We start from the raw sequence: 25,163 nt of genomic DNA on the forward strand, positions 1-25,163 counted from the left end.
GCGCCCCGCTCCGCCGCCTACACTCCGTTCATGCTGCGCGCTCTCGCCGTCGACGACGAACGCCCCTCGCTGGAGGAGCTCCTGTACCTGCTGCATGCCGATCCGCGCATCGGCAGCGTCGAGGGCGCCGCGGACGCCACCGAGGCGCTGCGCCGCATCACCCGCGCGCTGGAGTCCGGACCGCAGGGCCCCGAAGCCGTCGACGTCGTCTTCCTGGACGTCCAGATGCCCGGCCTGGACGGACTGGAGATGGCCCGCCTGCTCACCGGCTTCGCCCGCCCGCCGCTGGTGGTCTTCGTGACCGCCCACGAGGACTTCGCGGTAAGGGCCTTCGACCTCAAGGCGGTCGACTACGTCCTGAAGCCCGTCCGCAAGGAACGCCTGGCGGAGGCGGTACGGCGGGTCGCCGAACTGCGCGGCGCGGCACCCCGGATACCCGTGCACGAACCCGACCCCGACCACATGCCGGTCGAACTCGGCGGTGTCACACGGTTCGTGGCCGTCGACGACATCACCCACGTCGAGGCCCAGGGCGACTACGCCCGGCTCCACACCGACCGCGGCAGCCACCTCGTCCGCATCCCGCTGTCCACCCTGGAGGACCGCTGGCGCTCCCGTGGCTTCGTCCGCATCCACCGCCGCCACCTCGTCGCCCTCCGCCACATCGGCGAACTCCGCCTGGACGCGGGCACGGTGAGCGTCCTGGTCGGCGGCGAGGAACTCCAGGTCAGCCGGCGCCACACGCGCGAGCTGCGGGACCTGCTGATGAGGAGGGTCTGACCGTGCCCAGCGACCCCGTGGAGCGCCGGGTCACCGTCACCGGACCGCCCCGCCGCAGCCGCCGCACCTCGGGCTACTACCGGCCCCGCACCGAGATCGACGAGCAGACCACCCTCGGCCACACCTACGTCCGTTCCCTCATGCGTTCCCAACTCCGCGTCGCGCTCGTCGTGTTCGCGGTACTCGTACTACTCGTCGGACCGCTCCCGCTGGTCTTCGCGGCCGCCCCCGAGGCCCGCCGCCTGGAGTGGCTGGTGCTCGGCTTCTGCCTCTACGCCCCGCTGATCCTGCTCGCCCGCTGGTACGTGCGCCGCGCCGAACGCAACGAGCAGGACTTCGTCCGTCTCGTCGAGGACCGATGAACTCCCGCCGCCACGAGGTGAGATGAACTCCAGCTACGCCGTACCGGCCGTCGCCCTGGTCGTCGTCGCGACCGTCCTCGTCGGCGCCTTCGGCCTGCGCATCTCCCGGACCACCTCCGACTTCTACGTCGCCTCACGCACCGTCGGACCGCGCCTCAACGCGGCCGCGATCAGCGGCGAATACCTCTCCGCCGCCTCCTTCCTGGGCATCGCCGGACTCGTCCTCGTCCAGGGCCCCGACATGCTCTGGTACCCGGTCGGCTACACCGCCGGCTACCTCGTCCTGCTGCTGTTCGTCGCGGCCCCGCTGCGCCGCTCCGGCGCCTACACCCTCCCCGACTTCGCCGAGGCCCGGCTCGCCTCGCAGCCGGTGCGACGGCTCGCCGGGGCCTTCGTCGTCGGCGTCGGCTGGCTCTACCTGCTGCCCCAGCTCCAGGGCGCCGGACTCACGTTGACGGTCCTCACCGGCGCCCCCGACGTGCTCGGCGGACTCATCGTGGCCGTCGTGGTGGTGGCCACGGTCGCCGCCGGCGGCATGCGCAGCATCACCTTCGTCCAGGCCTTCCAGTACTGGCTGAAACTCACCGCCCTGCTGGTCCCCGCCCTCTTCCTCGTCCTCGCCTGGCAGGGCGCAGGTGCCCCCACCCACGCCTTCGACGAACCGGCCGCCTTCCGCGACCGGCGCACCGTCGACGTCCAGGACACCCTGGCCGTCAGGCTCGACCGCCCCCTGACCGTCACCGTCTCCGGCACCGTCGACGGACACGCCCACGACGGCAGCAGGGTCACCCTCCCCGAGGGCACCCACCGGATCGCCGCCGGCACCCAGCTCACCTTCGCCAAGGGCACCCGCGTCCCCGCCACCGACCGGGGCACCAACGGCGGCATGTCCACCTCGCTCGCCGAGAGCCGCGAGGAACGCCCCCTGTACGCCACGTACGGCCTGATCCTCGCCACCTTCCTCGGCACCATGGGGCTGCCCCATGTCGTGGTCCGCTTCTACACCAGCCCGCACGGCGTCGCCGCCCGCCGCACCACCGTCGCCGTCCTCGCCCTGATCGGCCTCTTCTACCTGCTGCCCCCCGTGTACGGCGCCCTCGGCCGTCTCTACACCCCCGAACTGACCCTCACCGGGGACGCGGACGCCGCCGTCCTGCTGCTGCCGGACCGGGTCGTCGGCGGTCTCGGCGGCGAACTGCTCGGCGCGCTGGTGGCGGGCGGCGCCTTCGCCGCGTTCCTCTCCACCGCCTCCGGACTGACCATGGCGGTCGCCGGCGTGCTCACCCAGGACGTCCTGCCGTCCCGCGGCGTCCGGCACTTCAGGCTCGGGACCGTACTGGCGATGGCCGTACCGCTGGCCGCCGGCGCCCTGGTCGGCGGCCTGCCGGTCGCCGACGCGGTCGGGCTCGCCTTCGCCGTGTCCGCGTCGTCCTTCTGCCCGCTGCTGGTCCTCGGCATCTGGTGGCGGCGGCTGACCCCGCCCGGCGCCGCCGCCGGAATGCTGGTCGGCGGCGGCTCGGCGTTCTGCGCGGTGGCCGCGACGATGGCCGACTTCCCGGGCACCGGCAACCTGCACGCGCTGCTCGCCTGGCCGGCCCTCTGGTCGGTGCCGCTGGGCTTCCTCACCATGATCCTGGTGTCGCTGGCGACCGCGAGCCGGGTACCGCCCGGGACGGCCGCCGTCCTGGCCCGCTTCCACCTTCCGGAAGAACTGCGCGCGGAGGTCAAGGCGTGACCGGTTTCCTGGCGGGCCTGTGCGTGGCCGTCCTGCCGCTGCTGGCCGCCGGTTTCTGGCTCGGCCGCCGCACCGCACGCCCCGAGAGCCTCGGCGGCCTGGGCACCCCCGTCGAGCACGCCACCTTCGAGACCCTGCACACCGCGTCCCTCGCCGCGCCCCCGCTCCGGGCGGGCCTCACCGAGGAGACCGCCCGCCGCTCGGCACGACGGCTGCGCACCCTGCTCGGCACCGACGCCCTCTGCCTCACCGACCACGAGAACCTGCTGGTCTGGGACGGCGTCGGCGGCCACCACCGCGCCGAGATCCTGGAGCGCCTGGCGGGGCCGCTGGACTCCGGCCGCGGCGAGGCCTTCCGGCTGCACTGCGACACCCCGGACTGTCCGGTCCGCTGGGCCGTGATCACCCCGCTCACCGTCGACGACCGGGTGCACGGCACCCTGGTCGCCTGCGCCCCGCGCGAGTCCGCCGTCCTGGTCCGCGCGGCCGGCGAGGTCGCCCGCTGGGTCAGCGTCCAGCTGGAACTGGCCGACCTGGACCGCTCCAGGACCCGGCTCATCGAGGCCGAGATCCGCGCCCTGCGCGCCCAGATCTCCCCGCACTTCATCTTCAACTCGCTCGCGGTGATCGCCTCGTTCGTGCGCACCGACCCGGAACGCGCCCGTGAGCTGCTGCTGGAGTTCGCCGACTTCACCCGCTACTCGTTCCGCAGGCACGGCGACTTCACCACCCTCGCCGACGAGCTGCACGCCATCGACCACTACCTGGCGCTGGTCCGGGCCCGGTTCGGCGACCGGCTCACGGTCACCCTCCAGATCGCCCCCGAGGTGCTGCCGGTCACCCTCCCCTTCCTCTGCCTCCAGCCGCTCGTGGAGAACGCCGTCAAGCACGGCCTGGAGGGCAAGACCGGCACCTGCCACATCCAGATCACCGCCCAGGACGCGGGCGCCGAGGCACTGGTCGTCATCGAGGACGACGGCGCCGGCATGGACCCGGCACTGCTGCGCCGGATCCTCGCCGGCGAACTCAGTCCGTCCGGCGGCATCGGCCTGTCCAACGTCGACGACCGGCTCCGCCAGGTCTACGGCGACGACCACGGCCTCGTCATCGAGACCGCGGCCGGCGCGGGCATGAAGATCACCGCCAGGCTGCCCAAGTACCAGCCCGGGGTGCACCAGGCCGCCCGCCTCGCGACGGACTGACCGGTCAGTTGCTCTGCTGGGTCATCACCATCGCCAGGGTGAGCAGTCCCAGCACCACCCACCCGAACCACAGCCAGCCGTTGCTGCCGAGCGCCACCGTGTACGCCGTCACCACCACCAGGCCGCCCACGGTGAGGACTCCCATCGCCTTGGTGGAACCGTTCGAACCGTTCGTAGAACCGGGCATCGCGGCAGCCTCCTCGTGGTCCGTCCCCTCCATGGTGCCCCGGTTCAGCCCTCGCGGGCGTTCAGTGAGGCCAGATACGCGTTGTACGCCTCAAGCTCCTTGTCGCCGTCCCGGTCGGCGGCCCGGTCCGTACGGCGGGCCTGGCGCTGCTCGGAGCCGTACCACTGGAACAGCAGCGCGACCAGGACCAGCACGGACGGGATCTCACTGAACGCCCAGGCGATGCCGCCGGCCGCGTTCTGGTCGGAGAGCGCGTCGATGCCGAGCGAGGCGGGCGGGTTCCTGAACGTCTCCACCATCGGCTCGGACGCCATCATCAGCGCGATGCCGAAGAACGCGTGGAACGGCATCCCGGCGAACAGCTCCAGCATCCGCATCAGGTGTCCCGGCCGGTGCGGCCCCGGATCGACACCGATGATCGGCCAGAAGAAGACGACACCGACCGCGAGGAAGTGCACCATCATCGCGACGTGCCCGGCCTTTGAACCCATGAGGAAGTCGAACAGCGGGCTGAAGTAGAGCGCGTACAGGCTCGCGATGAACAGCGGGATCGTGAACGCGGGATGGGTGATCACCCGCATGTACCGGCTGTGCAGCAGCGCCAGCAACAGCTCACGGGGCCCCTTGCGGCCCTTCCCCGCGACGGGCAGCGCACGCAGCGCGAGCGTCACCGGGGCGCCCAGCAGGATGAAGATCGGCGACAGCATGCTGATGACCATGTGCTGCACCATGTGCACGCTGAACATGACCATCCCGTAGTCGTTCAGCCGGGTGCACATCACGAGCATGATGGTCAGCACACCCACCACGAAGGACACCGTACGCCCCACGGACCACGCGTCCCCGCGCCGCCGCAGCCGCACCACACCCCAGCCGTACAGGGCGAGCCCCGCGACACAGGCCACGAGGAAGAAGGGATCAGCCGACCACACCAGCCCCCGCCCCAGCGTGAACGGCGGCAGATCCATGGTCATGCCGTGCCCGCTGTGCTCCATCCGGCGGCTCCTGATTCGTGGGGGGGTTGTACGTTTACTGCCGACCCCACCTTAGAACCGTCCCCGGCCACTGTTACGACCGGGGGCACGAGCGCCCCGTCAGGGGCGCGGGGAACTGCGCGACCGGCCACGCACAACCCGCACCCGGCAACGAATCAGCACCCCCTACGGCGCAGCCCCTACAGCACGGTCTCCGCCTCGTCGTACCGCTGCGCGGGAACCGTCTTCAACGTCTCCACCGCCTCGGCCAACGGCACCATCACGATGTCGGTCCCCCGCAACGCGGTCATCCGGCCGAACTCCCCCCGGTGCACGGCCTCCACCGCGTGCCACCCGAACCGCGTCGCCAGCACCCGGTCGTACGCCGTGGGCGTCCCGCCCCGCTGCACGTGCCCGAGGATCACCGGCCGCGCCTCCTTGCCGAGCCGGTGCTCCAGCTCGACCGAGAGCTGCCGGGCGATCCCCGCGAACCGCTCGTGGCCGTAGATGTCCTTGCCGCCCTCGTCGAACTCCATGCTGCCGGCCTTGGGCTTCGCCCCCTCCGCCGCGACGACGATGGCGAACCGCTTCCCGGCCTCGAACCGCTCGCCGACCCGGCGGGCCAGCTCCTCGATGTCGAAGGGCCGCTCGGGTACGACGATGGCGTGGGCGCCCGCGGCCATGCCCGAGTGCAGGGCGATCCAGCCGGTGTGCCGCCCCATGACCTCGACGACGAGCACCCGCTGGTGGGACTCGGCGGTGGTCTTCAGCCGGTCGAGGGCCTCGGTCGCGACCCCCACGGCCGTGTCGAAGCCGAAGGTGACGTCGGTGACGGCGATGTCGTTGTCGATGGTCTTCGGGACGCCGACGACCGGCAGGCCCGCGTCCGACATCAGCCGGGCCGCCTTCAGCGTGCCCTCACCGCCGATCGGGATGATCGCGTCGAGGCCGAGCTCGGCGACATGGCCCTTGGCCCGCTCCACGCCGTCCCGCAGGTGCGAGGGCTGGACCCGGGAGGACCCGAGGATGGTGCCGCCGCGGGCCAGGATGCCGGCCACGGCGTCGAGGTCGAGCTTGAGGTAGTCGCATTCCAGGAGGCCCTTCCAGCCGTCCCGGAAACCGATGACCTCGTCGCCGTGGTCGGCGACGGCACGGTGGACGACGGACCGGATGACGGCGTTCAGGCCGGGGCAGTCGCCGCCGGACGTGAGGACACCAATGCGCATAGCCCGAAACAACCTTCTCCACGTGGGCCTAAGACCGGACCACGCTGTCCGGCTGTCATCGCCGTCACCCTACCCGCGCAGGGGGGTCGTACCGCACCGGGCGTCCGCCTGCTGGACGTGCCCGCACATGTGAGCGGACACCCTGTCAGGCGGGCCCGGAACCGGACTCTCCGGTACAGCTCAGGCGGGCTGCTGGGCGGACGCGATGCGCTCGTTGCGGAGCGCGTCGTACCAGCGGTCGTCGATCGGCGGCAGCGCGTTCACGTCGAGTGCCAGCTTCAGCAGCAGGTCGGCGATGAGCGGGTTGCGGGCGAGGACGGGCCCGTGCATGTACGTACCGAAGACGGTCTCGTTGTACGCGCCCTCCGTGCCGTCCCCGGTGCCGTTGCCGCGGCCCAGCTGCACCCGGGCGAAGGGGCGGGCGGTGGGGCCGAGCTGGGTGACGCCCTGGTGGTTCTCGAACCCGGTGAGCTGGGGCAGCCCCAGGCGCGGGTCGATGTCGCCGAGGACGTCACCGACGCACCGCTCCCCGGTGCCGCGGACGGTCGTCACGTCCAGCAGGCCGAGGCCGGGCTCCCGCTGCCCCAGGTCGTTGATGAACTCGTGCCCGAGGATCTGGTAGCCGGCACAGACGGAGAACACGATCGCGCCGTTCTCCACCGCCCGGTACAGGTGGCCGTCACGGCGCAGCCGCTCGGCGGCGAGCCGCTGCGGACGGTCCTCGCCGCCGCCGATCAGGTAGATGTCGCCGGAGGTCGGGATCGGCTGGTCGCTGCGCACGTCCAGCCGGGCCACGTCGAGACCGCGCTGCCGGGCCCGGCGCTCCACGACGAGCGCGTTGCCCTGGTCGCCGTAGGTGCTGAGCAGGTCCGGGTAGATCCACACCAGCCGCAGTTGGTTGTCGCTCATGAGGTGATCGTTCCTTCGGGGTCAGTCAGTTGCCGACGCGGCGGCGCAGGTCCTGGAACGCGGTGTAGTTCGCGATGACCTCGATACGGCCCGGCGGGGACATCTGCACGGCCTGGTCGAGGGAGTCGCACACCTGGAAGTGCTGGTTGGCGACCTCCAGGCGCACGGCGAGGTCCAGCTTGCGGTCACCGAGCACGAAGATCGGGTGGCCGGTGAGGCGCGTGTAGTCGACGTCCCACAGCCAGGAGGTGTCGGTGCCGTCCGCGCCGCGGGCGTTCACCGAGAGGATCACCGGCGTCGGCGGCGGGTCGATCAGCGAGAAGGTCTCCAGCCAGCCGGCCGGGTTCTTGGCGAGGAGCAGCCGCAGGTCCCGTCCCTGGAACTGCACGACGTCGTAGCGCCCCGCGACGGCCTGCACCTGGTACATCCGCTCCAGGGCGACCTGCGGCGGCACCCCGAAGACGGCGGCGACGGCGGCCGAGGAGGCGGCGTTCGCCTTGTTGGCACGGCCCGGCAGCTGGAGGTGGATGGGCCAGGCGGACCCGTGCGGGTCGAGCACGTGGTCCCCGGACAGCACCCAGCTCGGGGTGGGCCGCCGGAACCCGCACTCACCGCAGAACCAGTCGTCGCCCGGACGCTGCATCACGCCACCGCAGGACGGGCAGGACCAGGCGTCGTCCTTCCACATCTGCCCGGCGGCGACCCAGACCACGTTGGGGGAGGAGGACGCGGCCCACACCACCAGCGGGTCGTCGCAGTTCGCCACGATGACGGCCTTCGACCCGGCCAGGCCCTCCCGCCAGTTCTCGGCGAGCATCCGGGTCTCGGCGGCGCGGTCGAGCTGGTCGCGGGAGAGGTTGAGCAGGGCGATGCACTTCGGGTCGGTGTCCCGGGCCACTCCGGCCAGGTACTTCTCGTCGACCTCGATGACGCCGAACTTGGACTCCGAGCCGCCCGCCAGCGCCGACGTGATGCCGGCCGGCATGTTGGCCCCGAGCGCGTTGGACACGACCGGCCCGGCGGCCTTCAGCGCCTCGGCGATGAGCCGGGTGGTCGTCGTCTTGCCGTTCGTCGCCGAGACGAGCGTGACGTCCAGGTTCTGGGCGAGCCGGGCGAGAAGGTCGGGGTCGAGCTTGAGAGCGACCCGGCCACCGATCACGGATCCGCTGCCGCGCCCCGCTGCCCGCGATGCCGCCGCGACCGCCTTGCCCGCGGTCACGGCCAGCTTGGCCCGCGGCGTGAGCGGGTCCGAGTTGCCTGCCATCAGTTCTCGATCCTCCTTGCGTACGCGCCGCGCCTCAGCCATCCGGCAACGTGGTGTGAGGTAAGCCTATCGAGATCCGTTCGCACACCCGAATTCCGGCCCTCGCCTGCGCGGCGGGCGGGGGCTGATTCGAACCGTACCCTTGCGACCATGCGACACGGCTCCATTCCGGGCGCCCACGGGCGGGTCCGGCCCCTCACCCTGCTCGGCGACCCCGTCCTGCACGCCCGTTGCGCGGAGGTCACCGACTTCGGCCCGGAACTCTCCCGTCTGGTGGAGGACTTGTTCGCGACGATGTACGCGGCCGAGGGCGTGGGCCTCGCGGCCAACCAGGTGGGGGAGCCGCTGCGGGTGTTCGTGTACGACTGTCCCGACGACGAGGACGTCCGCCACCTGGGTCACGTGGTGAACCCGCGCCTGGTGGCGGTGGACGGCGTGACGCTCCGCGGCCCGGAGGGCTGCCTGTCCCTGCCGGGCCTGGAGGCGGGCACGGAACGCCACGACCACGCCGTGGTGGAGGGCTTCACGGCCCAGGGGGACCCGGTCACGATCCACGGCACGGGCTTCTTCGCGAGATGCCTCCAGCACGAGACCGACCACCTGGAGGGCCGCGTCTACGCCGACCACGTCACAGGCTGGCGCAAACGCAAGCTGATGCGACAGGTGGCCAAATCTTCGTGGCGCCGGTGAGGTGAAGCGCCCCGAAGGGGCGCTGGGGGTACCCCCGGCCGAAGGCTGGGGGAGGAACTGCGCGACCAGCCCCCACCGGCGCTCAGCCGAAACCCGACCCCTCAGAACCCGGGACTCCCCACCTTGTCTCCCGCCGCAGCAAGTCGCCCCCACAGAAGATCGGCCAAACTCTTAACCAACTCGTCACGAGAACACGGCCGTTCCCCCAGCCACCAGTCCCCGGCCGCGTGCATCATCCCGACGATCCCGTGCCCCCACACCCGCGCCAGCTGCTGACTGTTGGGCCCCAGATCCAGCCGGTCCTCGATGACCTGCGCCAGCTCCTCGCCCATCCTCCGCAGCAGCGGCGCCGAGTGCTTGCCGACGTCGAACCCCTGGTCCGCCCCGGTGCTGCCGTCCGCGGGGTGCATCAGGAACCGGTACACCTGGGGCCGCGCCTCGATCGCCGCGAGGTACGTGTCCAGTGTCGCCTCGACCCGCTCACGGCGGTCCGCGGGCGCGTCCAGCGCCGCGCGCAGCGAGTTGAGCAGCGCGTCCGTGTGCCGCTTGGCCAGCGCCGCGTACAGTCCGCTCTTGTCGCCGAAGTGCCGGTACAGGATCGGTTTGGTGATGCCGGCCTCCGCCGCGATCGCGTTCATGGAAGCCTGTGGACCGTCGCGCAGCACCACCCGGTCGGCGGCCTCCAACAGCTCACGCCGTCGGCGGTCGGCGGACCGCTGCTGTTCGGTCCGCTGTGTGGTGTCCATGAGCTCTCCCCACCCCGTGCTGTTTCGGTGACGCCTGCGCAAACTAACACCTGACGGTCAGCCCGTCTCGAACTGGCTACCGAGGTGACCTTGGGAGTTGACTTTTCCTACTGACCGGTAACAGACTTGGGTTACCGCTAGTAACACATTATGCGCCGCCGCTGGAGGGGTCATGGCCGAGTTCACCATGGAGCTCAACGACGAACAGAAGGAGGTCCGCGACTGGCTGCACGGTTTCGCCGCCGACGTCATCCGCCCCGCGGCCGCCGAATGGGACGAGCGTGAGGAGACTCCCTGGCCGGTCATCCAGGAGGCCGCGAAGGTGGGCATCTACTCCCTGGACTTCTACGCGCAGCAGTACTTCGACCCCACCGGCCTCGGTATCCCGATGGCCATGGAGGAGCTGTTCTGGGGCGACGCGGGCATCGCGCTGTCCATCGTGGGCACGGGTCTCGCCGCCGTCGGCGTCCTCGCCAACGGCACCGAGGAGCAGATCGGCACCTGGATCCCCCAGATGTACGGCGACCAGAACGACGTCAAGGTCGCCGCGTTCTGCTCCTCCGAGCCCGACGCCGGTTCCGACGTGGCCTCCATGCGCACCAAGGCCGTCTACGACGAGGCCAAGGACGAGTGGGTGATCAACGGCACGAAGACCTGGGCGACCAACGGCGGCATCGCCAACGTCCACGTCGTCGTCGCCGTCGTCGACCCGGAACTCGGTTCCAAGGGCCACGCCTCCTTCATCGTGCCGGCCGGGACGCCCGGACTGGCCCAGGGCCAGAAGTTCAAGAAGCACGGCATCCGTGCCTCGCACACCGCCGAGGTCATCCTGGACAACGTCCGGGTCCCCGGTTCCTGCCTGCTCGGCGGCAAGGAGAAGCTGGACGAGCGGCTGGCCCGGGCGCGGGAGCGGGCCAAGTCGGGCGGCGAGCGCGTCAAGAACGCGGCGATGGCCACGTTCGAGGCCTCGCGGCCCGCCGTCGGCGCGATGGCCGTCGGCACCGCCCGTGCCGCCTACGAGGTCGCCCTCGACTACGCCAGGACCCGTGAGCAGTTCGGGCGGCCGATCATCGACAACCAGGGCGTCGCCTTCCAGCTCGCGGACATGCGGACGGGGATCGACGCGGCCCGGCTGCTGGTGTGGCGGGCGTCCTGGATGGCGGTCAACGGGAAGCCGTTCACGGCGGCCGAGGGGTCGATGTCGAAGCTGTACGCCAGCGAGACGGCGAAGAAGGTCACCGGGCAGGCCATCCAGATCCTGGGCGGCAACGGCTACACGCGGGAGTACCCGGTGGAGCGGATGCACCGGGACGCGGCGATCTACACGATCTTCGAGGGGACGAGTGAGATCCAGCGGCTGGTGATCGCCCGTACGCTGGCGGGGGTGCCGATCCGGTAGCGCCGTAGGGGTGCGGGAGCGTCGCGGGCTCGCGGTGCGTCGTGGTTGCTCGCGCAGTTCCCCGCGCCCCTAGGCAAATCTCCTCACCGGTGCTTCAGAGGGGTGAGTTGTTCGATGTCGTAGCGTTTGCGGAGGGCTTCGATCGCCTCGTGGTCGGGGGGGCCGCCGCTTCCCAGGATCTCCAGCAGTTCCTCGAAGTAGCGTTCGTGGTCCGGGGGCGGGGACGCCTGGAAGAACATCCGGGCCGGGGCGTCCGTCGGGTTGGCGAAGGCGTGGGGGCAGCCCGGGGGTACGACGATCACCGTGCCCGGGGTCGCCCGCACCACCTTCGACCCCGAACTCGACTCCCAGCGCTGCCAGTTGTCGGGTGTGCGGATACGGGGCTCGAAGGCGAGCACGTCCAGCTCGCCCTCGAGGACGTAGAACAACTCCTCGCTGCGGGTGTGCACATGGGCGCCCACGTCGAAGCCGGGCGGGACGTCCACCTCGAAGGTGGAGGCCATCCGCGAGTGGGTGCCCGTCACCTTGAACGTGACGCGCTGGGCCGGTGTGTGGACCACCCGCCCGTGGCCCGGTGGCACCAGAAGTCCCTCGGTGGTGGTCATCGGCCGCTCACCACGTCACCGGAAGGGCCTCGGGTCCCCGGATCAACGCACCCTTCCTGAAGGGGACCTGTTCCGGGGGCACGGCCAGCCGCAGCCCCGGCAGCCGGTCGAGCAGCGCGTCGACCAGCAACTCCTCCTCCAGCCTGCCGAGCTGGCCGCCGGGGCAGTAGTGCGGTCCGAAGCCGAAGGCGACATGGGGGTTGGGGCTGCGGGTGAGGTCGATCGTCTCCGGGGCCGGGAAGACGTCCGGGTCGCGGTTGGCGGCCAGGTACGAGACGTAGACCGCGTCGCCCGCGCGGATCCGCACGCCCTTGATCTCCACGTCCTGGAGGGCGATCCGGGACAGCCCGACCGCGCTCCGGTGCGGGATGTAGCGCAGGAGTTCGTCGATCGCCCGGGGGCGGATCTCCGGCTCGGTGCGCAGCCGGCCGAGGAGGTCGGGACGGGTCAGCAGCAGGTAGAACATCTGCCCGCTGTTGTTGGTGACCGCCTCGCCGCCGATCTGGAGCAGGACGGCGAGACCGACCGCCTCCTCCAGCGTGACCTCGCCACGGCCCACGGCGGCGCCGAGCAGCGAGGTCACGTCCTCGCCGGTACTGTCCTCGCGGAGCGCGACGAGATCGCTGAAGTAGGCGCTCATCTCACGCTTGGCCCGCTCGCTGACCTCCTTGCCGTGGCTGGAGGACAGGATCAGCTGGGTCCAGAGGTGCATGCTGTGCCGGTCGGCGGCCGGCACGCCCATCACCTCGCAGATCACCGCGATGGGGAACGGGCTGAGCACCGCCGCCGTGAGATCGGCGGGCGGGCCGGCCCGGACGAGTTCGTCGACGATCTCGTCCAGCATCCGGCGTGCCTTCTCCCGGACCCGTTCCACACCCTTGGTGGTGAGCGCGGAGGCCACCGTACGGCGCAGCCGGGTGTGGTCGGGCGGGTCCAGGAAGCCGACCGCGCCCCGGTCCGGGATGAAGTGCGGCGCCAGCCGGGTGACCGGCTGCTCCATCACCGCCTCCCGGCTGAACCGCGTGTCGTTGGCCACCATCCGTACGTCGTCGTACCGGGTGACCAGCCACGCCCAGCCCTCGCCGTTCGGCAGCTGGATCCGGGTGACCGGCCCCTCGCGCATCAGCTCGCTGAGGGTGGGGTCGAAGTCCACCCCCGCCAGGTCCGGCACCTCCCAGTGCCGGACCGGGCAGGCGGCCTCGACGGGCACCTCGCCGGGTGCCTCGTCGGCCGGGTCGAGCGGTTCGGTGAGCGTCATCTCGGTCAGGCCGCCCCTTCGTCCGAACGCCGCCAGCGACCCAGCGACATCTCCGCGGTGATGCCGGGACCGAACCCGGCGAGCAGCCCGCGCGCCTGGTGCTCGACACCGCCCTCGTCGAACATCCGGCGCAGCGCGTCCAGGACGACGGCGCTCGCGATGTTGCCGTACTCGGTGAGCGTGGACCGGCTGAACCGGAACGCGTGCGGGTCGACCTGGAGGAACTTGCTCAGGTCGTCGAGGATGCGGGGGCCGCCCGCGTGGACTATGTAGAAGTCCAGGTCGGCCGCGTCCCAGCCGTGCAGTCCCGCCAGGTCCTGGAGGGCCGGCGCGAGCGGTTCCATGGTCGCAGGCACCCGCTTGTCCAGCAGGAAGTGGAACCCGGTGGCCCGGACGTCGTACATGATCCACTCTTCGGTCTTCGGGATCAGGTACGAGCCGTTGCGTTCCAGCTCGACGCCCGTGCCGCCCTTGCCGCGGACCACGGCGGCGGCGATGCCGTCACCGAAGAGGCCGTTGGACAGGAGCGAGCCGACGCCGAGGTCGGTCGGCTGGTAGCACAGCGAGCAGAACTCACAGGCCACGATGAGCGCGTTGGCGTCCGGGTACGCCGAGCAGAAGTCGTGCGCCCGGTTGATGGCCGCTCCGCCGGCCGCGCACCCCAGCTGGGCGATGGGGAGCTGACGGGTGGTGGAGTCGAAGTCCATCTCGTTGATCAGCCACGCCGTGAGCGACGGCATCATGAAGCCCGTGCACGAGACGTAGATGATCACGTCGATGTCGGTGGTGAGCAGCTCGGCGTCGTCGAGCGCGCGCTGGATGACTGCGGGGACGCGGGCCTTGGCCTCGGCCTCGTAGAGCTTGTTGCGCTCCTCGAAGCCGGGGTGCTTGAGGGTTTCCTCGATCGGCTGCACGATGTGCCGGGTGCGAACGCCCGTGTTCTCGATCAGTCTCAGCGCCAACGGCAGCTGCGGGTGGTTCTCGTGGTGGGAGCGCGCCAGTTCCAGCGTCTCCTCCATCGTGATCACGTACTCCGGGACCGACACTGAGGGCTTGCACAAAGTCGCCATGAACCGTCCCTGCTTTCAGCCTTCCGGCGGGTTTGGGCCCGCCGGCCAGAAGGTGGTTCACCTCAGGAGGTGGTTCCCTCACGATCACCCGAGAGAGCGACGATCTCGCGCCGGACTACTCCGAACCGGTGACCCCGTGTCAGGGCCGGATCACCCTGGAGGTACCCCGAGGAGCAGGACGCGCCGTCCGGCCCGGCCGCGGAAAAGGCTGAAGAAGACCAGGTCAGGGCAGTCGCCGCAGCGGCGCGCGGTGCTGCACCGCCCCCACTGCGACCCGCACCCGCCGAGCTACCCCCCCTGCCCACTGCTGTGGGCGATACAGGCCACGTCGATCCGGTCAGCCAGCTTCGCGAGCTCGATGGTCAGAGCGGCCACCGTGTCCTCGTCCAGCCCGCCTTCGTCGGCCTCGACAAGACGCAGCCACCGCGCCCCCATCGTCCGCAACAACTTACTCACGTCGGCCGCGGTCACCTGCAAGGTACCGCGGTCGTCGACGATCAGAGGCAGGGTCACTTCGCGGTTCACAACCGGGATCGTAGCCGCGTAACCGTCACGCACCCTGCCAAACGGTGGTGATGTTGCAGAACTCCCGGATTCCGTGCCCGGACAGCTCACGGCCGTACCCGGACCGCTTCACGCCGCCGAAGGGGAACGCCGGGTGGGAGGCGGTCATGCCGTTGACGAACACGCCGCCGGCCTCCAGGTCCCGTACGAACCGGTCCACCTCCGCGTCGTCCCGCGTCCACACGTTCGAACTCAGTCCGAAGGGCGAGTCGTTGGCGATGAGGACCGCCTCGTCCAGGTCCCCGGCCCGGTACAGCGTGGCCACCGGTCCGAAGGCCTCCTCGCGGTGGATGCGCATGTCGCGGTGGATCCCGGCGAGGACGGTCGGCGGGTAGAACCAGCCGGGCCCGTCCGGCCGCTCCCCGCCGCACAGCACCTCGGCGCCCGACCGCTTCGCGTCCTCGACCAGCTCCTCCAGGTCCTTGCGCCCCTGCTCGCTGGAGAGCGGGCCGACGTCCGTCCCCTCGTCCATGGGGTCACCGACCGTGAGCTCCCGCATGCCCGCCACGAACCTCTCGGCGAACGCGTCGTAGACGTCCGTGTGCACGATGAACCGCTTCGCGGCGATGCAGGACTGCCCGTTGTTCTGCACCCGCGCGGTCACCGCGATCCTCGCGGCCCGGTCGATGTCCGCCGAGGGCATCACCACGTAGGGGTCGCTGCCGCCCAGCTCCAGCACCGTCTTCTTGATCATCTCCCCGGCGGTGGCGGCCACCGCGCGGCCCGCGGGCTCGCTGCCGGTGAGCGTCGCCGCCTTCACCCGGTCGTCGCGCAGAATGTCGTCGACCGCGCCGGAACCGATCAGCAGGGTCTGGAAGCAGCCCTCGGTGAAGCCCGCCCGGTGGAACAGGTCCTCCAGATAGAGCGCGGTCCGCGGGACGTTCGAGGCGTGCTTGAGCAGTCCCACGTTGCCCGCCATGAGCGCGGGCGCCGCGAACCGCACCACCTGCCAGAGCGGGAAGTTCCACGGCATCACGGCCAGCACCGGGCCGAGCGGGCGGTAGCGCACCCGCACCCGGGACGCGCCCGACTCCTTCACGTCCGTCTCGGCCGGCTCCTCGTCGGCCAGCAGTTCCTCCGCGTGGTCCGCGTACCAGCGCATCGCCTTCGCGCACTTCGCGGCCTCCGCGCGGGCCTGCTTCAGCGGCTTGCCCATCTCCGTGGTCATGGTGCGCGCGACGGTGTCCTGGTCCGCGTCCAGCAGGTCCGCGGCCCGGTGCAGCAGCCGGGCGCGCTCGGCGAAGCCACTCGTGCGGTACGTGCGGAACGTCGCCTCGGCGAGTTCGAGCCGGCGTTCCAGCTCGTCCTCGTCCATGGCCTCGAACGTCTCGAGTGTCTCGCCGTCCGCCGGGTTGACCGTGGCGATGGGCATGGCTGACCTCCCTGGGAGCGGGCTTGCTATGACCTTCCCGCGCGGCCCTGGCGACCGCAACGCGTGGGCCTCTTTCAGCCCGAGTGCTCCGCCAGCCGGTCGAGAAACGCGGCCTGGGCGGGAATGATCACCGTGCGGGCCCGGTCCGGGGCGAACCACGCCACCCGGTCCAGCTCCGGGAACTCCTGGACCCGGCCCGAGCGGGGCGGCCACTCCATGGTGAACGTGCCGGGCACGATCGTCGCCGGGTCCAGGTCGGCCTCGACCGCCCAGGCCGTGACGACCTTGCCGTTGGCCTGCCGGACCTCGCCCAGGGCGATCGCCTCGCCGTCCGGCGGCGCCAGGCCCAGCTCCTCCCGGAACTCGCGCCGGGCCGCCTCCCAGGCGGGTTCGCCGGGCTCGTACTCGCCCTTGGGGACGCTCCAGGCGCCCGCGTCCTTCTTCGCGAAGTACGGACCGCCCATATGGCCGAGCAGCACCTCGATGCCGTCGCCGGTGTGCCGGAACAGCAGCAGTCCCGCACTTCGCCTCGGCTCCGTCAATGCCGTACCTCCGGGTGAGCGGCCAGCAGGGCCTCCACGGTATCGGCCTCCTCCGGACGCTTGTCCTCGCGATAGCGGACGACCCGGGCGAACCGCAGGGTGACGCCGGCCGGGTACCGGGAGGACCGCTGCAGCCCGTCGTAGGCGATCTCGACCACGAGTTCGGGGCGTACGGTCACCACCCGGCCGTTGTCCGAGACCTCCAGCTCCTTCAGCCGGGCGGTCTGCCACTCCAGCATCGCGTCGGTCATGCCCTTGAAGGTCTTGCCGAGCATGGCGAGGGTACCGTCCGGGTTGAGCGCGCCGAGGTGCAGGTTGGAGAGCCTGCCGGTGCGGCGCCCGTGCCCCCACTCGGCGGCCAGCACCACCAGGTCGAGGGTGTGCACCGGCTTCACCTTCAGCCAGGAGGCACCCCGGCGGCCCGCGCTGTAGGGGGCGTCGAGTGCCTTGACGACCACGCCCTCGTGGCCGCGGGCGAGGGTGGCGGCGAGGAAGTCCTCGGCCTCCGGCGCGTCCGCCGGTCCGGTCACCAGCGCCCGGCGTACCCGCATCGGCTCGGGGACGAGACGGGCCAGGGCCGCGTGGCGCTCGGCGAAGGGGAGGTCCAGCAGGTCGTGGTCGCCGACGGAGAGCGCGTCGAAGAAGACGGGGGAGACCGGGACCTCCCGCGCCGCCCGTGCCACGTCCGTGCGGGAGCCGACCCGGCCCGCCGTCTCCTGGAACGAGCGGGGACGGCCGTCCGCGTCGAAGGAGATCACCTCGCCGTCCAGGACGAACCGCTCGCCCGCCAGTTCCCGTACGGCGGACGTCACCTCGGGGAGCCGGTCGGTGATGTCGTCGAGGGTGCGGGTGAAGACCCGCACCGTCTCGCCGTCCCGGTGGACCTGGACGCGGATGCCGTCCAGCTTCTCCTCGACCGCGCAGACGCCCAGTCTCCCCACCGCCTCGGTGACGGAGGCGGCGGTGTGGGCCAGCATCGGCAGGACCGGGCGGCCCACGGTGAGCCGGAACCGGGCGAGGGCCGGCGGCCCGTCGGCCAGCAGCGCTCCGGCCACCGCCTGGAGCGACCCGGCGAGCATCACCGCCCGCCGCACGTCCGCCGCGTCCGCGCCGGTCGCCTGCGCGAGCCCCTCGACGGCGACCGCGTCCAGGGCGCCCTGCCGTACCTCACCGGTGATCAGGCCGAGCAGGAACCGCTGCTCGTCCGCGGTCGCCGCGCCCATCAACGCGCCCACGATCCGTTCCCGTTCGGCCTGCGAACCAGGTCCGGAGACCTTGCCCAGCTCGGTCAGCCGGGCGTCGGTCTCGTGGACCGTGAGGGCAGGTTCGGCGGCGGGCTCGACGGGCCGGCTCAGCACCTTCCAGCCGACGCCGAGCCGGCCCTGCGGGAGCCGGCCGGCCAGATAGGGGATGACGACCGGTACGTCGTCGGGGGCCGTCTCCCGGAAGAGCTCGGCGAGCAGGGCGGTCTTGCGGGACCTGGCCGCGGTGGCGGCCACCTCCCGGGACACTTCGGCGAGCCGGGTCAGCAGCATGCAGCCATAGTGCTCCGGGAGCGCCGCGGCTACACCCGCACCGCCGCGTCCAGGCCCGCGGAGAGCAGCTCGCCGTTGATCACCGCCCCGGCCCGGCAGCCGCGGTTCGCCGCGCCGACGACCGGGGTGCGCCGCCGGGCCCGGCCCAGGACCGGCGCCGCGGACAGCCCGGCCGCGCCTCCGCCGCCGACGCCCGCTTCGTACGCGTCGGTCAGGGTGACCACCTCCGCGCCCGACGGTCGCCGGTCCGGTGCCGCATTGACAAACGTCTTTGCCGAAACTGCAATACGACCATGACTACCGACGACGTCCTCGCGGGCGTGGGCCCCCGGCTGCGCCGGCTCCGCAAGGAGCGTGAGGTCACCCTCGCCGCCCTCGCCGAGACCACCGGCATCTCGGTCAGCACCCTCTCCCGGCTGGAGTCCGGGCTGCGCAAGCCCAGCCTGGAGTTGCTGCTGCCGATCGCGCAGGCCCACCAGGTGCCCCTGGACGAACTGGTGGGCGCCCCACCGGTCGGCGACCCCCGGGTGCGGGCGAAGCCGGTGGAGCGGCACGGCCGTACCTTCTATCCGCTGACCCGGCAGCCCGGCGGCCTGCAGGCCTTCAAGGTGGTCGAGCCGAAACGGCGACTCGAACCCGAGCCGCGTACCCACGAGGGCTACGAGTGGCTGTACGTGCTGGCGGGGAAGCTGCGGCTGGTGCTCGGCGAGCACGATGTCGTCCTCGGGCCGGGCGAGGCGGCGGAGTTCGACACCCGCGTGCCGCACTGGTTCGGATCGGCAGGGGAGGGGCCGGTGGAGTTCCTGAGCCTGTTCGGGCCGCAGGGGGAGCGGATGCATGTCCGGGCCCGGCCCAAGGCGTGACGCTGTTACCCCGGACACGGTTCCCCAGTCGGCAAGCGACCGCTTAGTATGCGATGGACCCTGACGAAGCAGTCCCTGGAGGCACCGCATGCAGGCATGGCAAGTGCACGAGAACGGTGAGCCGAGCGAGGTGATGCGGCTCCAGGAGGTGGAGCGGCCCACGCCCGGCGACGGCCAGGTCCTGCTGAAGGTGCGCGCCGCCAACATCAACTTCCCGGACGTCCTGATGTGCCGGGGCCACTACCAGGTGCGCCCGCCGCTGCCGTTCACCCCGGGCGTGGAGATCTGCGGCGAGACCGAGGACGGGCGCCGGGTGATCGCCAACCCCGCGCTGCCCCACGGCGGCTTCGCCGAGTACGCGGTCGCGGACGCCGCCGCCCTGCTGCCCGCCCCGGACACGCTGGACGACGCCGAGGCCGCCGCGCTGCACATCGGCTACCAGACCGGCTGGTTCGGCCTGCACCGCAGGGCGGCGCTCCGGGCCGGCGAGACGCTGCTCGTGCACGCCGCCGCGGGCGGGGTGGGCAGCGCGGCCGTACAGCTCGGCAAGGCGGCCGGTGCCCGGGTGATCGGTGTCGTCGGCGGTGCCGACAAGGTGGCGGCGGCCCGTGCGCAGGGCTGTGACGTCGTCGTCGACCGGCGCTCCGAGGACGTCGTCGCCGCCGTGAAGGAGGCCACCGGCGGGCGCGGCGCCGACGTGATCTACGACCCGGTCGGCGGTGAGGCCTACACCCAGTCCACGAAGGTCGTCGCCTTCGAGGGCCGGATCGTGGTCGTCGGCTTCGCCAGCGGCACCATCCCGAGCCCGGCCCTCAACCACGCCCTGGTGAAGAACTACTCCATCCTGGGCCTGCACTGGGGTCTGTACGCCACCAAGAACCCCAAGCTGATCCCGCACTGCCACGAGCAGCTCACCGAACTGGCCGCCAAGGGCGCCATCAAGCCCCTGGTGAGCGAGCGGGTGCCGCTGACCGGGGCCGCGGCGGCCGTGCAGCGGGTCGGTGACGGTGTCACCACCGGCCGGGTCGCCGTCGTACCGAACGGAGCCGCCGCATGACCGACGCAGCCGGACTGAGGCGCCGCACAGCCGAGTTGCTGGCCGCCAACCCGCCCGCCACGACCGAGAAGCTCGACTTCCTCAAGGCCCGTTTCGACGCGGGTCTGGCCTGGGTGCACTACCCGGAGGGCCTCGGCGGCCTCGGCGCCCCGCGCTCCCTCCAGGCCGTCGTGGACGCCGAACTGGAGGCAGCGGGCGCCCCCGACAACGACGCGCGCCGCAACGGCATCGGCCTCGGCATGGCCGCCCCGACCATCCTCAAGTACGGCACGGAGGAGCAGAAGCAGCGCTTCCTGCGGCCGCTGTGGATCGGCGAGGAGGTCTGGTGCCAGCTGTTCAGCGAGCCGGGTGCCGGATCCGACCTGGCCGCGCTCGGCACCCGTGCCGTGCGAGAGGGAGACGACTGGATCGTCAACGGGCAGAAGGTGTGGACGTCCGGCGCGCACAACGCCCGCTGGGCCATCCTGATCGCCCGTACCGACCCGAGCGTGCCCAAGCACGCGGGCATCACCTACTTCGTCTGCGACATGACCGACCCGGGCGTGGACGTACGCCCGCTGCGGCAGGTCACCGGAGAGGCCGAGTTCAACGAGGTCTTCCTCACCGACGTCCGCATCCCCGACGCCCACCGTCTCGGCGAGACCGGCGACGGCTGGCGGGTCGCGCAGACCACGCTCAACAACGAGCGCGTCGCCATCGGCGGCATGCGCCTGCCCCGTGAGGGCGGCATGATCGGCCCGGTCGCGAGGACCTGGCGCGAACGCCCGGAACTGCGCACCCACGACCTGCACCAGCGGCTGCTGAAGCTGTGGGTCGAGTCCGAGGTCGCCCGGCTCACCGCCGAGCGGCTGCGCCAGCAGCTCGTCGCCGGACAGCCCGGCCCCGAGGGCGCCGGCATGAAACTCGCCTTCGCCCGCCTCAACCAGGAGATCAGCGGCCTCGAGGTCGAACTCCGAGGAGAGGAAGGCCTGTTGTACGACGACTGGACCATGCGCCGGCCCGAACTGGTGGACTTCACCGGCCGGGACGCCGGTTACCGCTACCTTCGCGCCAAGGGCAACAGCATCGAGGGCGGGACCAGCGAGGTCCTGCTGAACATCGTCGCCGAACGCGTCCTGGGCCTGCCGGCCGAGCCGCGCACCGACAAGGACGTCGCATGGAAGGACCTGGCCCGATGACAAAAGCGCCCGACCTGCTGTACTCGGAGGAGGAAGAGGCGCTGCGTTCCGCCGTGCGGGACCTGCTCACCGACCACTGCGACGCCCCCGGTGTCATCGCCCGCACCGAGTCGGACGCCCCGCACGACCTGGCGGCCTGGAAGGCGCTGGCCGACGGCATGGGTCTGGCCGGTCTGCTGGTGCCGGAGGAACTGGGCGGCCAGGGCGCCTCGCACCGCGAAGTCGCCGTCGTGCTGGAGGAGTTGGGGCGCGCGGTGGCGCCCGTGCCGTATCTGACCAGTGCGGTGGTGGCGACCGAGGCGCTGCTGGCCTGCGGTGACGAGGAGCTGCTGGGGCGACTGGCGTCCGGGCGGACGATCGGGACGCTGGCGGTCGGCCTGCAGGTCGCGCCAGGCGCCGCGTTCAAGACCGTACGGGTCGAAGACGGGCTGCTGCACGGGGAGTTGACCGGGATCGCGGACGCGGTCGCCGCGGACGTGCTGCTGGTGCCGGGCGACGACGGCGGGCTGTACGCGGTCGACGCGGCGGCGGTGACCGTCACCCCGCAGGTGGCCTTCGACCTCACCCGGCCGCTCGCCACGGTCACGCTCGACGGGACCGCTGGGCGTCGCCTCGGAGACGCGGAACCCGCTGTACTGCGTGCGCTGCGGGCCGGGGCCGGGCTGCTGGCCTCCGAGCAGTTCGGGGTCGCCGAGTGGGCGCTGACCGAGACCGTGCGGTACCTGAAGGAGCGCAAGCAGTTCAACCGGCCGGTGGGCGGGTTCCAGGCGCTGAAGCACCGGTTGGCGCAGCTGTGGCTGGAGGTCGTCAACCTGCGGGCCGCGGCGCGGGGGGCCGCAGACGCGCTCGCCTCCGGCGGGGATGCCGATGTGTTGGTTGCCGTTGCTCAGGCTTATGCCGGGCCGGTTGCCGTGCACGCGGCTGAGGAGGCGCTGCAGTTGCATGCGGGTATTGGGATGACCTGGGAACATCCGATTCATCTGTATCTGAAGCGGGCCAAGGCGGATTCGATCGCCTTCGGCACGGCGGGGGCGCATCGGGAGGCGCTTGCCGGGCTCGTCGATCTTCAAGCGCCGTGATGCAACGGTTTTCGGGTGCGGGTGCGTGGGGGCTGGTCGCGCAGTTCCCCGCGCCCCTTCGGGGCGGCCGTAGTGAACCGGGGGTGGCAGTCCAGCCAACTCCCTTCGCAGACAACTGAATCGGGCTCTGTTTGCCCGCATACTCCCTTGGGTCCCACAAGGCCCTACAAGGGAGGCAGAGCATCATGGCCCTCACCACCCGTCGCAGAGCCCTCACCACCCTCGGTGCCGCCCTCTCGGGTGCCGTCGTGCTGCCCGGCACGCAGGCCTGGGCGGGCGGGCGGCACCGCGGTCGGCGGCCGCTGTGGCGTGCACACGCCCACAACGACTACGAGCACACCCACCCCCTCTTCGACGCCCTCGGCCACCGTTTCGGCAGCGTCGAGGCCGACATCTTCCTCGTCGGCGACCAGCTCCTCATCGGCCACACCGAGGACGACCTCGACCCGAGCCGCACCCTCGAATCGCTCTACCTCGACCCGCTCGCCGCGCTGGTCAAGGCCAACCACGGTGCCGTGTACCGGGGTTGGCGCCGACCGCTGCAACTGCTGATCGACATCAAGACCGAGGGGTCCTCGACGTACCTGGAACTCGACCGGCACCTGCGGCGCTACCCGCACCTGTTCACCACGTACGCCCACGGCCGCGTCGTTCCCGGTGCGGTCACCAACGTCGTCTCCGGCGACCGCGCCGCGCGCACCCCGATGGCGGCGCAGACCGTGCGCCGGGCCTTCTACGACGGCCGGCTCACCGACCTCGGTACCCCGGCGCCCGCCTCCTTCGCCCCGCTGATCAGCGACAACTGGACCCTCAACTTCACCTGGCTCGGCGAGGGCGACTGCCCGGCGGCCGAGCGGCAGAAGCTGCGTGCCATCGTCCAGCAGGCGCACGCCGCGGGGCAGCAGGTGCGGTTCTGGGCCACCCCGGACACGGCCGGACCGGCGCGCGACGCGCTGTGGGGCGAGCTGCTCGCGGCCGGCGTCGACTACCTCAACACCGACGACCTGGCGGGCCTGGAGGCCTTCCTGGACGCCCACCAGGCGTCGTAAGACCACCCGAACGGGGGACGTGTCAACCGCACGGGCCGACCCTCCGCTGGGCCACACTTGCGGCCGAACGCCCTGGAACGGGCGTGGCGGAGGAGGTTCGCGATGGCCGTTTCCATTTCTGTGGTGCTGCTGCTCCTGTTCGTGGCGGTGCTCTTCATGCGCCAGGGCGGGCTGAAGATCTCGCACGCCCTGGTCTGCATGGTGCTCGGCTTCTTCCTGGCCAGTACCAGCATGGCGCCCACCATCAGCAGCGGGCTCACCGCGACCGCCGACCTGGTGAGCACCCTGCGGCCCTGAGCCGACCGCCGGGGCCGTCGCCTCAGGGCCGTACCGGTCAGGGTCTCCAGAAGACGCCGATGCCGTTCGCCACGGCGCGCTCCGGGCTGTCGGTCGGGTGGTTGAGCACGCTCACCGTCTTCGCCCCCGCCGTGCGGGCCACCATCGTCGTGGAGCCGCCGCCGTCCAGACTGAAAGCGTCGACGGCTCCCAACTCCCGCATTTCAGAGGCCACTTCCGCGATGGTCAGGCCCCTGCGGTAGGCGGTCGCGCCGTCCAGCGCCAGGAGCAGCAGCCTGCGCCCGCCGTGCGCGTAGCCCGCCGCCGTGCGCACGGCGGAGACATTGTCGTCCAGGCCGGGCAGGGGCTCGCCGTCGCGCAGCACCGGATAGCCGCCGACCGCGAAGCGGTACGGGATCCTGGAAGCGGACCGCACCAGCCGCTCGCGCACCGCGACCCGTTCACCCTTGACGAGGGCCCGCAGCCGGTCGGCGCCCCCCTCCCGGCCGAGCAGGACGGTGGTCCCGGGTGCGATCGCCCCGCTGCCCGGCGTGGCCGACACGGCGACGACCCTGCCGTGCCGGACCTGGACCTCGTAGGTGTCCGTGCTGCACCCGGCCGCCCGGTCGGTGTCCGAACCGCAGGTGGCGCGCCTGCGGGAGACCGAGCCCCAGGCTGCCGTGTAGGCGCCGACCGAACCCTGGGCCAGCGCGTACTGGTTGAGGCCGCGCAGCGTGAGCTTCCCGGCGGGGGTGCGGACCGAGCCGGCGAGCGTCAGCCGGTCGAGGCGGGCCCGCCCGTCCACGCCCACGCCGAGGACGTCCGTGGTGGCGGTGCCCGGCGGCAGCGAGGGGCCGAACCGCTGGGCCGTCGGCACCGCCGCCTTGAGCACCCTGCCGTGCGCGATCGCCGGTCCGACGCTCGCGCCGGTCGCCTCGACGCCCGGGTGCTGGGTCTCGTTGATGTTGAAGAAGTCGCCGTTCACGCCCGCGACCGCGCCCGACGCGTCCGCCATCGCGGACACCCGCGCACGGGCGGCCACCGCGCCCGGGGTGAGCAGGTCCACCCGGACGTGCCGGTCGGTGAGGTCGACGGTCAGCAGATGGACGTGGACCGTGCCCTTGGCCGCCCGGACGTCGAACTGCCGGTAGCTGACGCCGGACGAGATCCGGTCGCCCGCCGGCACGGCGCCGGCCGGTGCCGCACCCGTGAGGGCGGCACCGGCCAGCACGCCGGACGTG

The 25,163-nt window shown here is 71.7% G+C and carries 27 protein-coding genes; 12 read left to right on the forward strand and 15 right to left on the reverse strand.

Translation table 11 applies throughout. From position 1 onward, the window contains the following. The first annotated feature begins 30 nt into the window (after positions 1-30). From MB828_RS07070 to MB828_RS07085, 4 genes are read left to right on the forward strand one after another with little or no spacing between them, the layout of a single operon-like run. On the forward strand, positions 31-780 hold the full coding sequence (locus MB828_RS07070) for a LytR/AlgR family response regulator transcription factor (RefSeq protein WP_301647401.1): 750 nt from the start codon (positions 31-33) through the stop codon (positions 778-780). Positions 781-782: 2 nt separating this feature from the next. Then, entirely contained in the window at positions 783-1,142 is a 360-nt protein-coding gene (locus MB828_RS07075) for a hypothetical protein (protein WP_133024849.1), read from the forward strand. Positions 1,143-1,164: 22 nt separating this feature from the next. Further along, on the forward strand, positions 1,165-2,877 hold the full coding sequence (locus tag MB828_RS07080) for a cation acetate symporter (protein WP_301647402.1): 1,713 nt from the start codon (positions 1,165-1,167) through the stop codon (positions 2,875-2,877). Then, positions 2,874-4,079: a sensor histidine kinase gene (locus tag MB828_RS07085; RefSeq protein WP_301647403.1), complete on the forward strand. Its 1,206-nt coding sequence runs from the start codon at positions 2,874-2,876 to the stop codon at positions 4,077-4,079. The genes MB828_RS07080 and MB828_RS07085 overlap by 4 nt, the downstream gene beginning before the upstream one ends. 4 nt (positions 4,080-4,083) lie before the next feature. On the opposite strand, the gene MB828_RS07090 is transcribed toward MB828_RS07085, so the two are convergent. The 5 genes from MB828_RS07090 to MB828_RS07110 form a co-directional block, all read right to left on the reverse strand. Next, positions 4,084-4,266, reverse strand: coding sequence for a hypothetical protein (locus tag MB828_RS07090; protein ID WP_133024852.1), 183 nt, complete (start codon positions 4,264-4,266; stop codon positions 4,084-4,086). Between the two features lie 44 nt (positions 4,267-4,310). After that, positions 4,311-5,261 carry a cytochrome c oxidase assembly protein gene (locus MB828_RS07095; protein WP_133024853.1) on the reverse strand — a complete coding sequence of 317 codons (951 nt, stop codon included), beginning with the start codon at positions 5,259-5,261 and terminating at the stop codon, positions 4,311-4,313. A 179-nt stretch (positions 5,262-5,440) separates the two neighbouring features. Continuing rightward, entirely contained in the window at positions 5,441-6,466 is a 1,026-nt protein-coding gene (locus MB828_RS07100) for a 6-phosphofructokinase (protein WP_046729968.1), read from the reverse strand. A gap of 180 nt (positions 6,467-6,646) precedes the next feature. Beyond that, positions 6,647-7,375, reverse strand: a complete 729-nt coding sequence (locus MB828_RS07105) for a type 1 glutamine amidotransferase (protein ID WP_046729967.1) — start codon at positions 7,373-7,375, stop codon at positions 6,647-6,649. Positions 7,376-7,400: 25 nt separating this feature from the next. Beyond that, complete coding sequence (locus MB828_RS07110) at positions 7,401-8,639, reverse strand: MurT ligase domain-containing protein (protein WP_133024854.1); 1,239 nt, start codon at positions 8,637-8,639, stop codon at positions 7,401-7,403. A 150-nt stretch (positions 8,640-8,789) separates the two neighbouring features. On the opposite strand from MB828_RS07110, the gene def reads away from it, so the two are divergent. Further along, complete coding sequence (def, locus tag MB828_RS07115) at positions 8,790-9,329, forward strand: peptide deformylase (protein ID WP_301647404.1); 540 nt, start codon at positions 8,790-8,792, stop codon at positions 9,327-9,329. A 101-nt stretch (positions 9,330-9,430) separates the two neighbouring features. Here def and MB828_RS07120 read toward each other — a convergent pair whose 3' ends face one another. Beyond that, positions 9,431-10,075, reverse strand: coding sequence for a TetR family transcriptional regulator (locus MB828_RS07120; protein ID WP_301647405.1), 645 nt, complete (start codon positions 10,073-10,075; stop codon positions 9,431-9,433). 172 nt (positions 10,076-10,247) lie between these two features. Here MB828_RS07120 and MB828_RS07125 point away from each other — a divergent pair, with 172 nt between their 5' ends. Continuing rightward, positions 10,248-11,474 carry an acyl-CoA dehydrogenase family protein gene (locus MB828_RS07125; RefSeq protein ID WP_133024857.1) on the forward strand — a complete coding sequence of 409 codons (1,227 nt, stop codon included), beginning with the start codon at positions 10,248-10,250 and terminating at the stop codon, positions 11,472-11,474. Between the two features lie 83 nt (positions 11,475-11,557). Here the strand turns inward: MB828_RS07125 and MB828_RS07130 are convergent, their stop codons facing one another. From MB828_RS07130 to MB828_RS07165, 8 genes are all read right to left on the reverse strand, one after another. After that, positions 11,558-12,079 (reverse strand): cupin domain-containing protein, encoded by a 522-nt coding sequence (locus MB828_RS07130; protein WP_133024858.1) that lies wholly within the window; start codon positions 12,077-12,079, stop codon positions 11,558-11,560. A 7-nt stretch (positions 12,080-12,086) separates the two neighbouring features. After that, a complete protein-coding gene (locus MB828_RS07135) occupies positions 12,087-13,346 on the reverse strand; it encodes a cytochrome P450 (RefSeq protein WP_430381342.1) in 1,260 nt (419 codons plus the stop codon). Beyond that, a complete protein-coding gene (locus MB828_RS07140) occupies positions 13,343-14,407 on the reverse strand; it encodes a type III polyketide synthase (protein ID WP_133024860.1) in 1,065 nt (354 codons plus the stop codon). The genes MB828_RS07135 and MB828_RS07140 overlap by 4 nt, the downstream gene beginning before the upstream one ends. A 288-nt stretch (positions 14,408-14,695) precedes the next feature. Beyond that, the gene (locus tag MB828_RS07145; RefSeq protein WP_133024861.1) at positions 14,696-14,932 is read right to left on the reverse strand and encodes a DUF6213 family protein; all 237 of its coding nucleotides are present in this window, start codon (positions 14,930-14,932) and stop codon (positions 14,696-14,698) included. 25 nt (positions 14,933-14,957) lie between these two features. Further along, positions 14,958-16,343 (reverse strand): NADP-dependent succinic semialdehyde dehydrogenase, encoded by a 1,386-nt coding sequence (locus tag MB828_RS07150; RefSeq protein WP_301647407.1) that lies wholly within the window; start codon positions 16,341-16,343, stop codon positions 14,958-14,960. A 74-nt stretch (positions 16,344-16,417) separates the two neighbouring features. Beyond that, a complete protein-coding gene (locus MB828_RS07155) occupies positions 16,418-16,885 on the reverse strand; it encodes an NUDIX domain-containing protein (protein WP_133024863.1) in 468 nt (155 codons plus the stop codon). Next, positions 16,882-18,420, reverse strand: coding sequence for an ATP-dependent DNA ligase (locus MB828_RS07160; protein ID WP_301647408.1), 1,539 nt, complete (start codon positions 18,418-18,420; stop codon positions 16,882-16,884). The genes MB828_RS07155 and MB828_RS07160 overlap by 4 nt, the downstream gene beginning before the upstream one ends. 29 nt (positions 18,421-18,449) lie before the next feature. Next, positions 18,450-18,644, reverse strand: a complete 195-nt coding sequence (locus MB828_RS07165; protein ID WP_301647409.1) for a hypothetical protein — start codon at positions 18,642-18,644, stop codon at positions 18,450-18,452. A 69-nt stretch (positions 18,645-18,713) separates the two neighbouring features. Between MB828_RS07165 and MB828_RS07170 the strand changes: the two genes are divergently transcribed. The 6 genes from MB828_RS07170 (at position 18,714) to MB828_RS07195 (ending at position 23,943) form a co-directional block, all read left to right on the forward strand. Beyond that, positions 18,714-19,283 carry a helix-turn-helix domain-containing protein gene (locus MB828_RS07170; protein WP_301647410.1) on the forward strand — a complete coding sequence of 190 codons (570 nt, stop codon included), beginning with the start codon at positions 18,714-18,716 and terminating at the stop codon, positions 19,281-19,283. A gap of 88 nt (positions 19,284-19,371) precedes the next feature. Beyond that, on the forward strand, positions 19,372-20,340 hold the full coding sequence (locus MB828_RS07175; protein WP_133024866.1) for an NADPH:quinone oxidoreductase family protein: 969 nt from the start codon (positions 19,372-19,374) through the stop codon (positions 20,338-20,340). Next, on the forward strand, positions 20,337-21,518 hold the full coding sequence (locus MB828_RS07180) for an acyl-CoA dehydrogenase family protein (protein WP_301647411.1): 1,182 nt from the start codon (positions 20,337-20,339) through the stop codon (positions 21,516-21,518). The genes MB828_RS07175 and MB828_RS07180 overlap by 4 nt, the downstream gene beginning before the upstream one ends. Continuing rightward, positions 21,515-22,597 (forward strand): acyl-CoA dehydrogenase family protein, encoded by a 1,083-nt coding sequence (locus MB828_RS07185; RefSeq protein ID WP_301647412.1) that lies wholly within the window; start codon positions 21,515-21,517, stop codon positions 22,595-22,597. The genes MB828_RS07180 and MB828_RS07185 overlap by 4 nt, the downstream gene beginning before the upstream one ends. A 185-nt stretch (positions 22,598-22,782) precedes the next feature. Continuing rightward, complete coding sequence (locus MB828_RS07190; protein ID WP_301647413.1) at positions 22,783-23,646, forward strand: phosphatidylinositol-specific phospholipase C/glycerophosphodiester phosphodiesterase family protein; 864 nt, start codon at positions 22,783-22,785, stop codon at positions 23,644-23,646. Between the two features lie 102 nt (positions 23,647-23,748). Further along, positions 23,749-23,943, forward strand: coding sequence for a hypothetical protein (locus MB828_RS07195; protein WP_046729951.1), 195 nt, complete (start codon positions 23,749-23,751; stop codon positions 23,941-23,943). Positions 23,944-23,980: 37 nt separating this feature from the next. On the opposite strand, the gene MB828_RS07200 is transcribed toward MB828_RS07195, so the two are convergent. Continuing rightward, positions 23,981-25,153 carry a phosphodiester glycosidase family protein gene (locus tag MB828_RS07200; protein ID WP_301647414.1) on the reverse strand — a complete coding sequence of 391 codons (1,173 nt, stop codon included), beginning with the start codon at positions 25,151-25,153 and terminating at the stop codon, positions 23,981-23,983. Positions 25,154-25,163 lie beyond the last annotated feature (10 nt).

It is taken from the genome of Streptomyces arenae (assembly GCF_022343545.1).
GTDB classification, from domain to species: Bacteria; Actinomycetota; Actinomycetes; order Streptomycetales; family Streptomycetaceae; genus Streptomyces; species Streptomyces humi.

Bases quoted from the DNA above. Each gene is read 5' to 3' on its own strand.
- MB828_RS07070 (WP_301647401.1), top strand. From the start codon at position 31: ATGCTGCGCGCTCTCGCCGTCGACGACGAACGCCCCTCGCTGGAGGAG.
- MB828_RS07080 (WP_301647402.1), top strand. From the start codon at position 1,165: ATGAACTCCAGCTACGCCGTACCGGCCGTCGCCCTGGTCGTCGTCGCG.
- MB828_RS07090 (WP_133024852.1), bottom strand. From the start codon at position 4,266: ATGCCCGGTTCTACGAACGGTTCGAACGGTTCCACCAAGGCGATGGGA.
- MB828_RS07095 (WP_133024853.1), bottom strand. From the start codon at position 5,261: ATGGAGCACAGCGGGCACGGCATGACCATGGATCTGCCGCCGTTCACG.
- MB828_RS07100 (WP_046729968.1), bottom strand. From the start codon at position 6,466: ATGCGCATTGGTGTCCTCACGTCCGGCGGCGACTGCCCCGGCCTGAAC.
- MB828_RS07105 (WP_046729967.1), bottom strand. From the start codon at position 7,375: ATGAGCGACAACCAACTGCGGCTGGTGTGGATCTACCCGGACCTGCTC.
- MB828_RS07110 (WP_133024854.1), bottom strand. From the start codon at position 8,639: ATGGCAGGCAACTCGGACCCGCTCACGCCGCGGGCCAAGCTGGCCGTG.
- def (WP_301647404.1), top strand. From the start codon at position 8,790: ATGCGACACGGCTCCATTCCGGGCGCCCACGGGCGGGTCCGGCCCCTC.
- MB828_RS07120 (WP_301647405.1), bottom strand. From the start codon at position 10,075: ATGGACACCACACAGCGGACCGAACAGCAGCGGTCCGCCGACCGCCGA.
- MB828_RS07125 (WP_133024857.1), top strand. From the start codon at position 10,248: ATGGCCGAGTTCACCATGGAGCTCAACGACGAACAGAAGGAGGTCCGC.
- MB828_RS07130 (WP_133024858.1), bottom strand. From the start codon at position 12,079: ATGACCACCACCGAGGGACTTCTGGTGCCACCGGGCCACGGGCGGGTG.
- MB828_RS07140 (WP_133024860.1), bottom strand. From the start codon at position 14,407: ATGGCGACTTTGTGCAAGCCCTCAGTGTCGGTCCCGGAGTACGTGATC.
- MB828_RS07150 (WP_301647407.1), bottom strand. From the start codon at position 16,343: ATGCCCATCGCCACGGTCAACCCGGCGGACGGCGAGACACTCGAGACG.
- MB828_RS07160 (WP_301647408.1), bottom strand. From the start codon at position 18,420: ATGCTGCTGACCCGGCTCGCCGAAGTGTCCCGGGAGGTGGCCGCCACC.
- MB828_RS07170 (WP_301647410.1), top strand. From the start codon at position 18,714: ATGACTACCGACGACGTCCTCGCGGGCGTGGGCCCCCGGCTGCGCCGG.
- MB828_RS07175 (WP_133024866.1), top strand. From the start codon at position 19,372: ATGCAGGCATGGCAAGTGCACGAGAACGGTGAGCCGAGCGAGGTGATG.
- MB828_RS07180 (WP_301647411.1), top strand. From the start codon at position 20,337: ATGACCGACGCAGCCGGACTGAGGCGCCGCACAGCCGAGTTGCTGGCC.
- MB828_RS07185 (WP_301647412.1), top strand. From the start codon at position 21,515: ATGACAAAAGCGCCCGACCTGCTGTACTCGGAGGAGGAAGAGGCGCTG.
- MB828_RS07190 (WP_301647413.1), top strand. From the start codon at position 22,783: ATGGCCCTCACCACCCGTCGCAGAGCCCTCACCACCCTCGGTGCCGCC.
- MB828_RS07195 (WP_046729951.1), top strand. From the start codon at position 23,749: ATGGCCGTTTCCATTTCTGTGGTGCTGCTGCTCCTGTTCGTGGCGGTG.